Raw genomic sequence first — 14,003 nt, 5'->3', positions numbered from 1 at the left:
CTTCGTCGTGTCGGTGGTGGCGAGCGGATGCGGTCGGATTAGCGTGGGGGTGTGGCACGCATCGGGGGTCGGAACGTCGTCTTCGCCTGGACGGTGGGCGTGTTCTGCGCCGCGGTCCTCGTCGTGCTCGCCGTGCTGACGGTTCCGCTCGTCACGACGGGGATGGGCCTGCTCGGGGAGCGGACCGATGCGGGGCCGCAGCCCGCGGCATCCGACGGCCCTGCCCAGTGCCGCGACCTGTACCCCGAAGCGCTGTGGGTGTCGCTGCAGTACGCGCCCGGCGTCGCGCTCGAACAGACGCAGGACGCGCCCGTGTCGTCGGCTTCGGCGCTCGTCGAGGCGCTCGCCCCCGAGGTGCGGTTCACCTGCTCCTGGAGCTCCGAGACCGGGACGATCTCGACCACGGTCGGCGCGGTCGGCACAGATGCGGGCTCGATCGCGGCCTCCGCCCTGCCGGCGCAGGGTTTCTCGTGCACGGAACGCGCCTCCCGCACGCTCTGCGCGCGTACCGAGGGTGACCTCGTCGAGACGATCGAGGCCGGCGACGGGCACTGGGTGTCGACGTCGCAGAACGCGTGGCATCCCGAGCAGTACGCGAGCCGCGTGGGCAACGCGGTCTTCTCGGCCGGGTGAGAGCCTCCGCCGACCGCGGCGCATCCGGCGGGGCGTCCGTCCTCGGCGTCAGGCGGCCGGCGTCGCTGCACCCGCCGGCCAGAGCGAGGCGATGATCCCCGACGTGTAGCCCTCCGGCGCCAGGTGCGAGAACTGGGTGTCGACCAGCACGCCGTCCCGGAAGAACAGGGTGCGGCCGTCCGTCACGGGATAGCGCTCGTTCTGCCAGGTCTTCTCGCACCGCACGCCGCCCGCCGGCTCGTAGCAGGTGAATCCGATGGCGGTCAGCTCGTTCAGGAAGTCGATCACGGGGTTCTGCTCGGCGTACGAGATCGTGGTGACGATCTTCGCCGTGTCTGCGGCGGGGTCGGCCCAGACGCAGCGGAGCGATCCGTCGGCGAGGACGCCGCCCTCGCCGAACGCGGGGTCGTTCAGCGGAACGTCAGCGAGCGCCGCGCGCGCCGGTGCGCCGAGGATGCCGGCGCAGTCGCGGGGGAGCACCGTCGTCGAGACGACGGAACCCGATGCGACCGGGGCCGGGCCGCCCGCCTCGGCGGACGCCGTCGCCGTCGGCTGCGGGCCGGCGACCGTGGTCGAGGCGCTCGTGTCGGGCGTCGGGGCGCTTCCGTCGGCGCCGGGCTCGGGGGCGCAGCCGGACAGCAGCAGCGCGGCGACGATCAGCGCCGCCGGGGCCAGGCGGGGGAGGGCGCGCGGGGTCATGGCACGACGATACGTCGGCCGGTCGGGGTCGGTGCGCAGACACGTCGGCACGCCTCCGCGGCCGGTCCGCGTCGCCGGGATATCCTCGCCTCTGCGGCGGCACCGGTCACCGCGTGAGGAGCACAGCGCATGAGCGACCCCAAGTACGGCGAGCCGGTCGACGAGCCGAAGCCGGTGGACGACGTCGTGAGCAGCGCCCGGGCAGGGCTCGCCGACGCCGAGGCGTCGCGCGACGCGGTCTCGGCGGACGACTGGGATGCCGCCTACGCCGGCTCCGGCTCGCTGCCCGAGCGCTCGGCGGACGCCGACGCCGCCTCCGATCGGCCCCGCGACGGCGCAGCCACCGACGACGCTTCTCGCGACGCCGTCTCCCACGACGCCGTCTCCGGCGATGACGCGTCGCACGATGCCGCGCGGATCGATGCCGCGGCGGCGCGTGATGAGCGCACCGACACCGTGGGTTCGTCCTCCGCATCCGACGCGTGGAACTCGCCGAGCGAGTGGGACACGCCGCGCGATGCCGACGCGAGCACCCCGACCTCGAACGCAGACCACTCGGGCTCCGCGACGGCCGCTGCCGCCACCGCCGGTGCTGCCACGGCCGGAGGCGCGGCGGCAAGCGACACCGCGACCCGCGCCTACGACGCCGACGACCGAAATGCGCGCACCACCAGCGTGAGCTCGAGCGAGCCGGTCGCCGAGACGTCCACCCCCGGCGCGGCTCCCAGCCCGCAGCCCATCTTCGTGCAGGCCCCCGAGGCGCCCACCCCGCGCGGGAACCGCGGCGCTGCGGGAGCGATCGGCCTGCTGGCCGCCGTCGTCTTTGCGATCGTCTACCTCGGCGCCGCCCTCGGCATCGACGCCCTGCGGGGCGAGGTGACCGTCGCCAACATCGGCGAGCAGGCCCTGGCCGCCGCGACCTCGTGGTGGCTCTGGGTGCCGGTGGCGGTGTTCTTCCTCGCTTTCTGGATCCTCGGCGCGTTCATCAACCGCGGCCGCTGGGGCCTGTGGGTGCTGCTGGGCCTCCTGGTCGGGCTCGCTTCCTACGCCGGTCACATCGCGGGCCAGCTCTTCCAGGCCCCCTTCTGGACGATCGCTCCGAGCCAGGCCCTCACGCTGGTGAGCGAGCAGGCCTTCGCACCGCTCGCGCTGGTGGCGCTCGTCGCCGGACGCGAGCTCACGATCTGGTTCGGCGCCTGGGTCGCCGCGCGCGGACGCCGCGTCACCGAGCTGAACGCCGAGGCGCAGCGTGAGTACGAGCGCACCCTCGAAGCGGGACCGCAGCTGCACCGCTACTGAGATGTCCACCGCATCCGGCGGAATGCGCCCCGGGCTCGCCACCGCTTTCGCGGTCGTGGGTTTCGGGGCGCTCGCCATCTGCGGACTGGGCATCCTGAGTCTCGCGAGCGGAGCCGACGTCATCGCCGTCCGCGGCCTCGGTCCGTTGCCGGGCGCGGTGGGCTTCGCCGCCGCGGTCGTCGCCCTCGCGATCGTCCTCGGCGCGACGCTGCGCGGACCGCATCCCTCGTACGGCGTCGCCGCGCTGGCCGCTGTGGCCGCCCCTCTCGCGTACCTGGTCGGACTCGTCGTCGCGGCCGTGGTGGTCGGCGTCGACCCCGCGCGGGCGATCGCCGCCGCGGGAGGCTTCGCGCTGTCGTGGTTCGCGGTCGTCCTCCTCGTCGCGGCCGCCGTCGCCGGCTGGGTCGCGGTCGCGCTCGTGCGCACGCACGCGCGGCCGCCGCGCTGGGGCTGGGAACGCGACGAGGACGAATGACGCGAAATCCCGGCGTCGCCGGCGCCGATCGGCGACAATAGCCCCGTGGAGCGGTCGCTCGAGACCCAGGTCAGCCAGGCGGTGGACGCCTGGCTGCGCTGGTTGCCGCGCTGGCAGCCCGCGACGCACCGGGGCCGCGTGGCGCCGTGCCGGCGCTGTTTCGGCTCGCCCGTGCTCTCGGCGGTCGGGCTCGGCGCCGACGTGCCGCACGGTGTTCAGCACGGGCTCTCGACCCGGATGAAGGCGATCGTCGACGCGGCTGTGGCCGAGTACACCTCCCGGAACCTCCCGATGCTGCAGGCCGAGCTCGATCAGCAGGCCGCGCGCAACCGCGCCCGCACCTATCGGCCGGCCGAGGGTCTCGAGCCCGAGTTCGAGGGGCTTCCACTCGATCCCGAGCCGGTCGCGGGGGCGCCCTTCCTGTTCACGATCTCCGGCCTGGCGCAGGAGTCCGATCAGGCGGTGCCGGACCTGCCCCCGCTCAGCAGCGAGGCGAAGGCAGCGTTGCGGCAGGAGGTCGGTCTCGCCGACGACTACGCAAACATGATCGGACGGGAGATCTGCGCCGTGCTCCTGCATCACCGGTTGCGGGTGCAGGCGGCCGTCGCGCAGCACGTCGAACCGCAGATCGAGGCGATGCTCGCGGAGCTCACCCGGTCGCTCGACGCGCCGTTCGAGCCGGGGATCGATCCCGGACGCGAGTCGTGACGATCAGCGCGCGGCGGTCCGGCCTCTATCGTGGATGGCGATGACCACCTCCGGCAACGAACCGCTCCTCATCCTGCTCGTCGTCCTCTCGGCGGTGCTGGGTGCGGTCCTCTACGTGTGGACGGCACTGGCGCTCGCTGCGCTCTTCCGCAAGGTCGACGAGGAGGCGTGGCAGGGATGGGTGCCGGTGCTCAACGTCGCCGTGGTGCTGCGCATCGCCGGCTTCAGCCCGTGGCTCGTCCTCGTCGGCCTCATCCCGGTCGCCGGGTGGCTCGCGCTCTATGCGCTGCTCGTCGTCGCCGCCCATCGCATCGGCCGGCAATTCGCCGTCGGCGCCGGGATGACGGTGCTGGCAGCCCTGCTGTTCGTCGTGTGGGCCAGCATCCTCGGGCTCGGCCCCGCGCGCTGGCGCGGCGCGCGCACGGCGGCATCGCCGCCGCCGTGGGCGTTCACGCCGCCGCTGTCCGAGGGGGAGCGGGCGGACGAGCTCACGCACGACGCGCCCGGCCCCGCAGCCGCCGGGTCGGTCCCCGGGCCGGCCGCACCGCCCACGCTCGCGAGTCCTGTGCTCTCGGCCCGACACTTCAGCCCCGCTCCCTTCGCGTCCAGCGGCGAGGCCGACGAGCCCGAGCGGCTCCGCGAGGAAACCCCCGCCGAGCTGCAGCCCTCGCCGTGGGCGCCGCCGCCGCCGTTCGCCCCGCGCGAGGCGGACGAGCCGCTCGCCGCCACCCCGGCCCCGGCCCCGTCACCACCCGCGTCACCGGCCCCGTCCGCGCCGCGACCGGCGGCCGACTCGGCATCGGACCCGGAGCTCGAGAGCGAGCCGGAATCGGAGTCCACGGGAGACGCGGAGCCGCTCGCCGACTCCGGCCCCGGCGCCCCGACCGCCGACGTGTCGGACGCACCGCCGCCGGGCGCTGCGGACGCCGCATCCGCCGACCCCGTTCCCGCCGACGCCCGCCCCGCCTTCTCCGAGCCGGCGCCGCGCGAGGTGCGCACGCCGATCCTGCGCGAGCCCGCTCCCGCTCCTGCTCCCTCCGCTCCCGAGCCGGCCGTGGCGGCCGGTGCGGCGACTCCCGCCGCCCGACCGGCGGAACCGGGAGACGACGACCGGCCGGACGACGCCCGCTGGCCCTCCGAGATCGACGACGTCTCGGCGATCTCCCCCTCCCCCTTCCCCTCACGGGCGGCATCCGACCGTCCCGGTGTCATCCCGTCGTTCGCCGACCCCGACGCGGCGGCCGCGTACGGGCCGGGGCGTCGCACCTGGGACGCGGTCCCCGCGTCGCCCATCGCCCGTCGCGCCTTCGCGCGGACCCCGGACGAGTTCCCCGAGCTCTCCGACGAGGTGTCGGCAGTGCGTGGTGCCCCCGCCGCCGGCGCGCCCCGCACCGCCGAGGCCGCCGTCCCGGCGCAGCTGCGGCGGGCCGAGGGCGCGGATGAGGCCGACGTCGATCACACGGTCGTCGTCTCGCGCCGGCGTGTCTACTGGCAGCTCGTCCTCCCGGACGGAGAGATCGCCCCGCTGACGGGCGACGTCGCGATCGTCGGCCGCCAGCCCGCGCCCGACCCCGCGTTCCCTCGCGCTCAGCTCGTCGCGATCGACGATCGCACCCGGACCGTGTCGAAGACGCACGCGCGGCTCGAGCTGCGCTCCGGGCTCTGGCACATAACCGATCTGCACTCGACGAACGGGGTGGTGCTGACGAGCTTCCTCGGCACCGAGATCGAGCTCGAACCGGGATCCGACGCCCCCGCGGGGGAGAGATTCCTGCTCGGAGACGCAGAACTGCGCATCGAGCGACCCGGAGTCTGAGGCCGATACCACCGCGACCGACCGGTGTTTGCCCGCCTCGCCGCGGGGGCGTATCATTGATCGGGTGTGCGCTCGTGCGCGCCCTGCGTCGTGCCTCGGTCCGATCAGGTCGAAGCGGAGCACGCGAACCGGGATCGTCCTGCGAACAGGGCGCCCCCACGGCATATCCACCCCCTGAAAACGCAGCATTCGTGACGCGTCGGTGGATCTGTGGTGAAACCACGACGCTGTCACCGTGCAGCACAACAAGGAGAGAACGTGCCAACCATTCAGCAGTTGGTTCGCAAGGGTCGCTCGCCGAAGGTCTCCAAGACCAAGGCGCCCGCACTGAAGGCGAACCCCCAGCAGGCGGGTGTCTGCACCCGCGTCTACACGACCACGCCCAAGAAGCCGAACTCGGCCATGCGCAAGGTCGCCCGTGTCAAGCTCCGCAACGGCACCGAGGTCACCGCCTACATCCCCGGCGAGGGCCACAACCTGCAGGAGCACTCGCTCGTGCTCGTCCGCGGCGGTCGCGTCAAGGACCTGCCCGGTGTCCGTTACAAGATCGTCCGCGGTGCGCTCGACACCCAGGCCGTCAAGAACCGTAAGCAGGCTCGCAGCCGCTACGGCGCGAAGAAGGGTTGAGTTAGATGCCTCGTAAGGGACCCGCACCCCGCCGCGTCGTCGTCAACGACCCGGTCTACGGTGCTCCGATCGTCACGCAGCTCGTCAACAAGATCCTCGTGGACGGCAAGAAGTCGATCGCCGAGGCGATCGTCTACACCGCCCTCAAGGGCGTCGAGGCGAAGAACGGCCAGGACGCCGTCACCACGCTGAAGAAGGCGCTCGACAACGTGCGCCCGACCCTTGAGGTCAAGAGCCGCCGCGTCGGTGGCTCGACCTACCAGGTGCCCGTCGAGGTCAAGCCGCACCGCGCGAACACCCTCGCGCTGCGCTGGCTCGTCTCGTACGCGAAGGGCCGTCGTGAGAAGACGATGACCGAGCGCCTGCAGAACGAGATCCTCGACGCCTCGAACGGCCTGGGTGCCGCGGTCAAGCGCCGCGAAGACACCCACAAGATGGCCGAGTCGAACCGCGCCTTCGCGCACTACCGCTGGTAAACAGCTTCTCGGCGCCGGCCGGGAGAACCCTCCCGGCCGGCGCTCCCCACCAAACGTAAGGAACAGCCCGTGGCACAAGAAGTGCTCACCGACCTCAACAAGGTCCGCAACATCGGCATCATGGCGCACATCGATGCCGGCAAGACGACGACGACCGAGCGCATCCTGTTCTACACGGGCGTCAACCACAAGCTCGGCGAGACGCACGACGGCGCCTCGACCACCGACTGGATGGAGCAGGAGAAGGAGCGCGGCATCACGATCACGTCTGCCGCCGTGACCTGCTTCTGGAACAAGAACCAGATCAACATCATCGACACGCCCGGCCACGTCGACTTCACGGTCGAGGTCGAGCGCTCGCTGCGCGTCCTCGACGGCGCGGTCGCCGTGTTCGACGGCAAGGAGGGCGTCGAGCCCCAGTCCGAGACCGTCTGGCGTCAGGCCGACAAGTACGACGTCCCGCGCATCTGCTTCGTCAACAAGATGGACAAGCTGGGTGCCGACTTCTACTTCACCGTCGACACCATCGTCAGCCGCCTGGGCGCCAAGCCGCTCGTGCTGCAGCTCCCCATCGGAGCCGAGAACGACTTCGTGGGCGTCATCGACCTCGTCGAGATGCGCGCGCTGGTCTGGCCCGGTGACGCCAAGGGTGACGTGACCATGGGCGCGAAGTACGAGATCCAGGAGATCCCGGCCGACCTCGCGGACAAGGCCGCCGAGTACCGTCAGCGGCTGCTCGAGGCCGTCGCCGAGTCCGACGACGCGCTGCTGGAGAAGTTCTTCGGCGGCGAGGAGCTCACCGTCGCCGAGGTCAAGGGCGCCATCCGCAAGCTCACCGTCGCCGGCGAGCTGTACCCGGTGCTCTGCGGCTCCGCGTTCAAGAACCGCGGTGTCCAGCCCATGCTCGACGCGGTCGTCGACTTCCTCCCGTCGCCCCTCGACGTGCCCGCCATCGAGGCGCACGACCCGAAGGACGAAGAGAAGATCATCGAGCGTCACCCCGACGCCAACGACCCGTTCGCGGCCCTCGCGTTCAAGGTCGCCGTGCACCCCTTCTTCGGTCGCCTCACCTACGTCCGCGTGTACTCGGGTCACCTCGACTCGGGTGCCCAGGTCGTGAACTCGACCAAGGGCAAGAAGGAGCGCATCGGAAAGATCTTCCAGATGCACGCCAACAAGGAGAACCCGGTCGACTCGCTGACCGCGGGCAACATCTACGCCGTCATCGGCCTGAAGGACACCACCACCGGTGACACCCTGGCCGACCCGGCGCAGCCCGTCGTCCTCGAGTCGATGACGTTCCCCGAGCCCGTCATCGAGGTCGCGATCGAGCCGAAGACCAAGGCCGACCAGGAGAAGCTGGGTGTCGCCATCCAGAAGCTCGCCGAAGAGGACCCGACGTTCCGCACCGAGCTCAACCCCGAGACCGGCCAGACCGTCATCAAGGGCATGGGCGAGCTGCACCTCGACATCCTCGTCGACCGCATGAAGCGCGAGTTCCGCGTCGAGGCGAACGTCGGCAAGCCGCAGGTCGCGTACCGCGAGACGATCAAGAAGGTCGTCGAGCGTCACGACTACACGCACAAGAAGCAGACCGGTGGTTCGGGTCAGTTCGCGAAGATCCAGTTCGCGATCGAGCCGCTCGAGGTCACGGCCGACAAGACGTACGAGTTCGAGAACAAGGTCACCGGTGGCCGTATCCCGCGCGAGTACATCGAGCCGACCAACCAGGGCTTCCAGGACGCGATGAACGTCGGCGTGCTCGCCGGCTACCCCATCGTGGGCGTCAAGGCGATCCTGCTCGACGGTGCGTCGCACGACGTCGACTCGTCCGAGATGGCGTTCAAGATCGCCGGCTCGATGGGCTTCAAGGAGGCGCTGCGCAAGGCCAACCCGGTCATCCTCGAGCCCCTGATGGCCGTCGAGGTGCGCACGCCCGAGGAGTACATGGGCGACGTCATCGGCGACCTGAACTCGCGTCGTGGCCAGATCCAGTCGATGGAGGACGGCTCGGGCATCAAGATCGTCCGCGCTCTCGTCCCGCTGTCGGAGATGTTCGGCTACATCGGCGACCTGCGCTCGAAGACCTCGGGTCGTGCGGTCTACTCGATGGAGTTCGACAGCTACTCCGAGGTCCCGCGCGCGGTGGCCGACGAGATCGTCCAGAAGAACAAGGGCGAGTAAGCCCTCCGGGTGCCGGGGGCCTCGGCTCCCGGCATCCACTCAAACTGAATATCGACCTCTCTACTAGAGTGAAAACATCCCCGTAGAGAACCGGTCGCAATCCAGCGCCCGGAGATCTACAACGACAGTCCTGAGGAGGACCCAGTGGCTAAGGCCAAGTTCGAGCGGACCAAGCCGCACGTCAACATCGGAACCATCGGTCACGTCGACCACGGCAAGACGACGCTCACCGCGGCGATCTCGAAGGTGCTCGCCGACAAGTACCCGTCGGCCACCAACGTGCAGCGTGACTTCGCGTCGATCGACTCGGCGCCCGAAGAGCGTCAGCGTGGTATCACGATCAACATCTCGCACGTCGAGTACGAGACCCCGAAGCGTCACTACGCTCACGTCGACGCCCCGGGTCACGCTGACTACATCAAGAACATGATCACCGGTGCTGCCCAGATGGACGGCGCCATCCTCGTGGTCGCCGCCACCGACGGCCCGATGGCTCAGACCCGCGAGCACGTCCTGCTCGCCAAGCAGGTCGGCGTGCCCTACCTGCTGGTCGCGCTCAACAAGTCCGACATGGTCGACGACGAGGAGATCCTGGAGCTCGTCGAGCTCGAGGTTCGCGAGCTCCTGTCTTCGCAGGACTTCGACGGCGACAACGCTCCCGTCGTCCGCGTCTCGGGCCTGAAGGCTCTCGAGGGCGACGAGCAGTGGGTCAACGCGATCGTCGAGCTCATGGACGCCGTCGACGAGTCGATCCCCGACCCGGTGCGTGACAAGGACAAGCCGTTCCTCATGCCCGTCGAGGACGTCTTCACGATCACCGGTCGTGGAACCGTCGTCACCGGTCGCGCCGAGCGTGGCACCCTCGCCATCAACTCCGAGGTCGAGATCGTCGGCATCCGCCCGACGCAGAAGACCACGGTCACGGGTATCGAGATGTTCCACAAGCAGCTCGACGAGGCCTGGGCCGGCGAGAACTGTGGTCTGCTCCTCCGCGGCACCAAGCGTGACGACGTCGAGCGTGGCCAGGTCGTCGTGAAGCCCGGTTCGGTTACCCCGCACACCAACTTCGAGGGCACTGCCTACATCCTCTCGAAGGAGGAGGGTGGCCGTCACAACCCCTTCTACACGAACTACCGCCCGCAGTTCTACTTCCGCACCACGGACGTCACCGGCGTCATCTCGCTGCCCGAGGGCACCGAGATGGTCATGCCCGGCGACACCACCGACATGTCGGTCGAGCTCATCCAGCCGATCGCCATGGAAGAGGGCCTCGGCTTCGCGATCCGTGAGGGTGGCCGCACCGTCGGCGCCGGCACGGTGACCAAGATCGTCAAGTAAGTCTTCCGACTTCCTTCGCGGAACCCCTCGGATCTTCGGATCCGGGGGGTTTCGTCGTTTCCGCAAGTGCTTGACGGCGCGGGTGCGGCGCGTTGTCATGGGCAGGTACCGAACGGACCGACCGAAAGGACCGCCATGGGCGTCGACGACATCATCAACAAGGGCAAGCAGATGTTCGAGCAGAACCGCGACAAGATCGAGGAGGCCCTCAAGAGCGAGAAGGCCGAGGAGGTCAGCGACAAGTTCCTGCAGGGCGCGGCCGACGCCGTGAAGAAGGTCGTCCCCGAGCAGCATCACGCGAAGGTGGACGAGGTTCGCGAGAACGTCGACAAGAACATCGGCAACCAGTAAGCCGCTCGCCGAGAACGCACCGCCCCCGCGAGAACGCACCGTAGATGGTGCGTGATCGCGGCGACGGTGCGTTCTCGCGTGCGGGGCGGGATTTCCTCCCCAGCGCTGCGGGGACGTGGTGCGGGTGCGCCGAGGCGTATACATCGCGGCATCCCGGTGGTCGGCTGCGCGGCCGGAGGAGAGGATGCGGCTCCGCGCGCACGCCCTGTCCGCCGTCGCGACACGTGACCCGGTCTTCTCGCACGTGACAGCCGCCGCGCTGCACGGGCTCCCGGTCCACCGCGGCGACGATGCTCGCGTGCATACGCTCGAGCTCGGCGCGGCGCCGGCTCCGAGTCGGGGCGACGTCGTGCGGCACAGGCACTACGTCGCGGCCACCGACATCACATCGGTCGACGCTCTCCGCACGACGAATCTCGCCCGGACGCTCTTCGACGTCCTGTGCGCGGAGTCGGCGGAGACCGCGACGGCTGCCATGGACGTCGCGCTGCGATCGGTGGCGTGGCGCGGACGGGGTGTGTACGAGGCCGCTGCCGCTGCGGCGCTTTCCGCGGCGGTGGCCGCGCGCATCGAGCATGCGCCCGGTGCCCGCGGTATTCGGCGCGCGCGCTTCGTCGCCGCGATCGCCGACGGCCGGGCGCAGCTGCCGGGGGAGAGCGTCAGCCGGCTGTGGATGCTGCAGCTCGGCGCCGCGCAGCCCGCGCTGCAGTATCCCGTCGCGATCGGCGGCGGCCGGTGTGCGTTCCTCGACTTCGCCTGGCCGACGCTGCGGCGCTTCGGCGAGTTCGACGGGGACGGCAAGTACCTCGATCCCGCGCTCACGGCGGGCCGTTCGCCCCGCGACGTGCTGCGCGACCAGCGCGAACGCGAGAGCCGCATCGTCGCCGCGACCGGCTGGACCCCGGTCCGCTGGGGCTGGGAGCGGCTCGGCTCCCGCACCGCGTTCGCCGCGTTCCTCCGCTCGCACGGCCTGCTGCGCTGAGTCTGCACCGCCCGACGAGGACGCACCGCCGTCGCGAGGGTGCACCATAGAAGGTACGTGGTCGTGGCGAGGGTACGCGTTCGGCGGCCCGCCGCCGCGGCGCGGGGCGCTGCGCGGATCTCGCGACACGCCCGGGTTTGCGACACGCCCGGGCGGCACGTAGACTATCCAGGTTCCACATTCCGACGGGTGCCCAGCATCCCGGATCACTGCTACGACAGTGCATAGGCGGCGCGCGAGCGCAGAGTCCTAGGCCGCGGGCAGACGAACATCGAACCCCACACCACCCTGGCGACAGGATGCGCGCGTGCGCGCTCGGTGCGGAACCGCGGGGAGACCTGCGGGTTTGACATCAGAACAGTGGTGCAGCATCACCGCCCCGGCGGTGAGAAGTGCCCGGCGCAGACCGCGCCACCGGGCGTCCAATGCGCTCGCTACCAGCGAGACGTAAGACGCGATAAAGAGAGTGAGCAGACAATGGCGGGACAGAAGATCCGCATTCGCCTGAAGTCGTACGACCACGAGGTCATCGACACCTCGGCACGCAAGATCGTCGACACCGTGACCCGTGCGGGCGCGACTGTCGTCGGACCCGTGCCGCTGCCGACCGAGAAGAACGTCGTGTGCGTCATCCGGTCGCCCCACAAGTACAAGGACAGCCGCGAGCACTTCGAGATGCGCACCCACAAGCGTCTGATCGACATCGTCGACCCGACGCCCAAGGCCGTCGACTCGCTCATGCGCCTCGACCTCCCGGCCGATGTCAACATCGAGATCAAGCTCTGAGGTTCGACATGGCTGACATCAACTCCAAGGTTTCCAAGGGCCTCCTCGGCACCAAGCTCGGTATGACCCAGGTCTGGAACGAGCAGGGAAAGCTCGTTCCCGTCACGGTCATCGAGATCGCGCCGAACGTGGTCACCCAGGTCCGCACGCCTGAGAAGGACGGCTACTCGGCCGTCCAGATCGCCGCCGGCCAGATCGACCCCCGCAAGGTCAACAAGCCCCTCACGGCCCACTTCGAGGCCGCCGGTGTCACCCCGCGCCGCCACCTCACCGAGGTGCGCACCGCGGACGCCGCTGACTACTCACTCGGTCAGGAGCTCACCGCCGGTGACACGTTCGAGGCCGGCCAGCTGGTCGACGTCGTCGGCACCAGCAAGGGCAAGGGCACCGCGGGTGTCATGAAGCGCCACAACTTCAAGGGCGTCTCGGCCTCGCACGGTGCGCACCGCAACCACCGCAAGCCCGGCTCCATCGGTGCCTCGTCGACGCCCAGCCGCGTCTTCAAGGGCATGCGCATGGCCGGTCGCATGGGTGGCGAGCGCGTCACCGTCCTCAACCTCACGGTGCACGCCGTCGACGCCGAGAAGGGTCTGCTGCTCGTCAAGGGCGCCGTCCCCGGTGCCCGCGGCCGCATCGTCTACGTCCGCAACGCTGTGAAGGGTGCCTGATCATGGCTGACTCGACTCTCGCGCTTGACGTCCGGAGCGCCTCCGGCACGACGGCCGGCTCCGTGGAGCTGCCCGCCGCTCTCTTCGACGTCAAGACCAACGTTCCGCTCATCCACCAGGTCGTCGTCGCGCAGCTCGCGGCGGCTCGCCAGGGAACCCACTCGACCAAGCGTCGCGGTGAGGTCTCGGGTGCCGGCCGCAAGCCCTTCAAGCAGAAGGGCACGGGTAACGCCCGTCAGGGCTCGATCCGCGCGCCGCACATGACCGGTGGTGGCATCGTGCACGGCCCCAAGCCGCGCAACTACTCGCAGCGCACCCCCAAGAAGATGGTCGCCGCCGCACTCCTCGGAGCGCTCAGCGACCGTGCTCGTGGCCAGCGTCTGCACATCATCGACTCGTTCGGTGTCGAGGGCGCTCCGTCGACCAAGACCGCGGCTGCGGTCCTGAGCGGCTTCAACGCCACGAAGAACGTCCTCGTGGTCATCGAGCGCGGTGACGAGCTCACCGTCAAGAGCGTGCGCAACCTCGCGTACGTCCACGTGCTGACGTTCGACCAGCTCAACGCCTACGACGTGCTCGTCTCGGACGACCTCGTCTTCACCAAGGCCGCCTACGACGCCTTCGTCGCGTCCAAGGCCGGCGCCACCGAGGAGGTGTCGGCATGACCGACGTCAACAAGGACCCGCGCGACATCATCCTGAAGCCGGTCGTCTCCGAGAAGAGCTACGGGCTCATCGACGAGGGCAAGTACACGTTCCTCGTGGACCCCCGTGCGTCGAAGACCGAGATCAAGCTCGCGATCGAGAAGATCTTCGGCGTCAAGGTCGCCGCGGTCAACACGCTCAACCGCGCGGGCAAGTCCCGTCGCACCCGCTTCGGCACCGGCAAGCGCAAGGACACCAAGCGCGCCATCGTCACCCTGAAGTCGGGCACCATCGACATCTTCACGGCAGTCGGCTGA

16 protein-coding genes are annotated in these 14,003 nt (G+C 70.0%); 15 read left to right on the top strand and 1 reads right to left on the bottom strand.

Annotated elements, in window-relative coordinates; translation table 11 throughout:
• Positions 1–51 precede the first annotated feature (51 nt).
• Positions 52–633 carry a hypothetical protein gene (locus BLT21_RS07300; RefSeq protein WP_091500789.1) on the top strand — a complete coding sequence of 194 codons (582 nt, stop codon included), beginning with the start codon at positions 52–54 and terminating at the stop codon, positions 631–633.
• A 48-nt stretch (positions 634–681) separates the two neighbouring features.
• Here the strand turns inward: BLT21_RS07300 and BLT21_RS07295 are convergent, their stop codons facing one another.
• Positions 682–1,332, bottom strand: coding sequence for a hypothetical protein (locus BLT21_RS07295; RefSeq protein WP_091502130.1), 651 nt, complete (start codon positions 1,330–1,332; stop codon positions 682–684).
• Positions 1,333–1,461: 129 nt separating this feature from the next.
• Between BLT21_RS07295 and BLT21_RS15820 the strand changes: the two genes are divergently transcribed.
• The 14 genes from BLT21_RS15820 (at position 1,462) to rplW (ending at position 14,003) form a co-directional block, all read left to right on the top strand.
• Entirely contained in the window at positions 1,462–2,631 is a 1,170-nt protein-coding gene (locus BLT21_RS15820; RefSeq protein ID WP_256335979.1) for an ABC transporter, read from the top strand.
• A 1-nt stretch (position 2,632) separates the two neighbouring features.
• Positions 2,633–3,106: a hypothetical protein gene (locus BLT21_RS07285; protein ID WP_091500788.1), complete on the top strand. Its 474-nt coding sequence runs from the start codon at positions 2,633–2,635 to the stop codon at positions 3,104–3,106.
• A 45-nt stretch (positions 3,107–3,151) separates the two neighbouring features.
• Positions 3,152–3,814, top strand: a complete 663-nt coding sequence (locus tag BLT21_RS07280; protein ID WP_091500787.1) for a spermidine/putrescine ABC transporter substrate-binding protein — start codon at positions 3,152–3,154, stop codon at positions 3,812–3,814.
• A 40-nt stretch (positions 3,815–3,854) separates the two neighbouring features.
• On the top strand, positions 3,855–5,630 hold the full coding sequence (locus BLT21_RS07275) for a DUF5684 domain-containing protein (RefSeq protein ID WP_143024952.1): 1,776 nt from the start codon (positions 3,855–3,857) through the stop codon (positions 5,628–5,630).
• 258 nt (positions 5,631–5,888) lie between these two features.
• The gene (rpsL, locus tag BLT21_RS07270) at positions 5,889–6,257 is read left to right on the top strand and encodes a 30S ribosomal protein S12 (protein WP_018171438.1); all 369 of its coding nucleotides are present in this window, start codon (positions 5,889–5,891) and stop codon (positions 6,255–6,257) included.
• A 5-nt stretch (positions 6,258–6,262) separates the two neighbouring features.
• A complete protein-coding gene (gene rpsG, locus BLT21_RS07265) occupies positions 6,263–6,733 on the top strand; it encodes a 30S ribosomal protein S7 (RefSeq protein WP_091500785.1) in 471 nt (156 codons plus the stop codon).
• A gap of 69 nt (positions 6,734–6,802) precedes the next feature.
• The gene (gene fusA, locus BLT21_RS07260; protein ID WP_091500784.1) at positions 6,803–8,917 is read left to right on the top strand and encodes an elongation factor G; all 2,115 of its coding nucleotides are present in this window, start codon (positions 6,803–6,805) and stop codon (positions 8,915–8,917) included.
• A gap of 144 nt (positions 8,918–9,061) precedes the next feature.
• Positions 9,062–10,255, top strand: coding sequence for an elongation factor Tu (tuf, locus tag BLT21_RS07255; RefSeq protein ID WP_091500783.1), 1,194 nt, complete (start codon positions 9,062–9,064; stop codon positions 10,253–10,255).
• Positions 10,256–10,390: 135 nt separating this feature from the next.
• The gene (locus tag BLT21_RS07250) at positions 10,391–10,606 is read left to right on the top strand and encodes an Rv0909 family putative TA system antitoxin (RefSeq protein ID WP_091500782.1); all 216 of its coding nucleotides are present in this window, start codon (positions 10,391–10,393) and stop codon (positions 10,604–10,606) included.
• Positions 10,607–10,790: 184 nt separating this feature from the next.
• Entirely contained in the window at positions 10,791–11,588 is a 798-nt protein-coding gene (locus BLT21_RS07245; RefSeq protein WP_091500781.1) for a hypothetical protein, read from the top strand.
• Between the two features lie 477 nt (positions 11,589–12,065).
• Entirely contained in the window at positions 12,066–12,374 is a 309-nt protein-coding gene (gene rpsJ / locus BLT21_RS07240; protein ID WP_017201594.1) for a 30S ribosomal protein S10, read from the top strand.
• 8 nt (positions 12,375–12,382) lie between these two features.
• Positions 12,383–13,042, top strand: a complete 660-nt coding sequence (gene rplC / locus BLT21_RS07235; RefSeq protein ID WP_023954036.1) for a 50S ribosomal protein L3 — start codon at positions 12,383–12,385, stop codon at positions 13,040–13,042.
• Between the two features lie 2 nt (positions 13,043–13,044).
• The gene (gene rplD, locus BLT21_RS07230; protein WP_091500780.1) at positions 13,045–13,707 is read left to right on the top strand and encodes a 50S ribosomal protein L4; all 663 of its coding nucleotides are present in this window, start codon (positions 13,045–13,047) and stop codon (positions 13,705–13,707) included.
• Complete coding sequence (gene rplW, locus BLT21_RS07225) at positions 13,704–14,003, top strand: 50S ribosomal protein L23 (protein ID WP_091500779.1); 300 nt, start codon at positions 13,704–13,706, stop codon at positions 14,001–14,003. The genes rplD and rplW overlap by 4 nt, the downstream gene beginning before the upstream one ends.

The sequence above is a fragment of the Microbacterium sp. cf332 genome, from assembly GCF_900102175.1.
In the GTDB taxonomy this organism is placed as follows: domain Bacteria; phylum Actinomycetota; class Actinomycetes; order Actinomycetales; family Microbacteriaceae; genus Microbacterium.
The sequence above is the reverse complement of the archived record's forward strand: the minus strand, read 5'-3'. Positions and strand labels throughout refer to the sequence as shown.

Bases quoted from the DNA above. Each gene is read 5' to 3' on its own strand.
- BLT21_RS07295 (WP_091502130.1), bottom strand. From the start codon at position 1,332: ATGACCCCGCGCGCCCTCCCCCGCCTGGCCCCGGCGGCGCTGATCGTC.
- BLT21_RS15820 (WP_256335979.1), top strand. From the start codon at position 1,462: ATGAGCGACCCCAAGTACGGCGAGCCGGTCGACGAGCCGAAGCCGGTG.
- BLT21_RS07285 (WP_091500788.1), top strand. From the start codon at position 2,633: ATGTCCACCGCATCCGGCGGAATGCGCCCCGGGCTCGCCACCGCTTTC.
- BLT21_RS07275 (WP_143024952.1), top strand. From the start codon at position 3,855: ATGACCACCTCCGGCAACGAACCGCTCCTCATCCTGCTCGTCGTCCTC.
- rpsG (WP_091500785.1), top strand. From the start codon at position 6,263: ATGCCTCGTAAGGGACCCGCACCCCGCCGCGTCGTCGTCAACGACCCG.
- BLT21_RS07250 (WP_091500782.1), top strand. From the start codon at position 10,391: ATGGGCGTCGACGACATCATCAACAAGGGCAAGCAGATGTTCGAGCAG.
- BLT21_RS07245 (WP_091500781.1), top strand. From the start codon at position 10,791: ATGCGGCTCCGCGCGCACGCCCTGTCCGCCGTCGCGACACGTGACCCG.
- rpsJ (WP_017201594.1), top strand. From the start codon at position 12,066: ATGGCGGGACAGAAGATCCGCATTCGCCTGAAGTCGTACGACCACGAG.
- rplC (WP_023954036.1), top strand. From the start codon at position 12,383: ATGGCTGACATCAACTCCAAGGTTTCCAAGGGCCTCCTCGGCACCAAG.
- rplD (WP_091500780.1), top strand. From the start codon at position 13,045: ATGGCTGACTCGACTCTCGCGCTTGACGTCCGGAGCGCCTCCGGCACG.
- rplW (WP_091500779.1), top strand. From the start codon at position 13,704: ATGACCGACGTCAACAAGGACCCGCGCGACATCATCCTGAAGCCGGTC.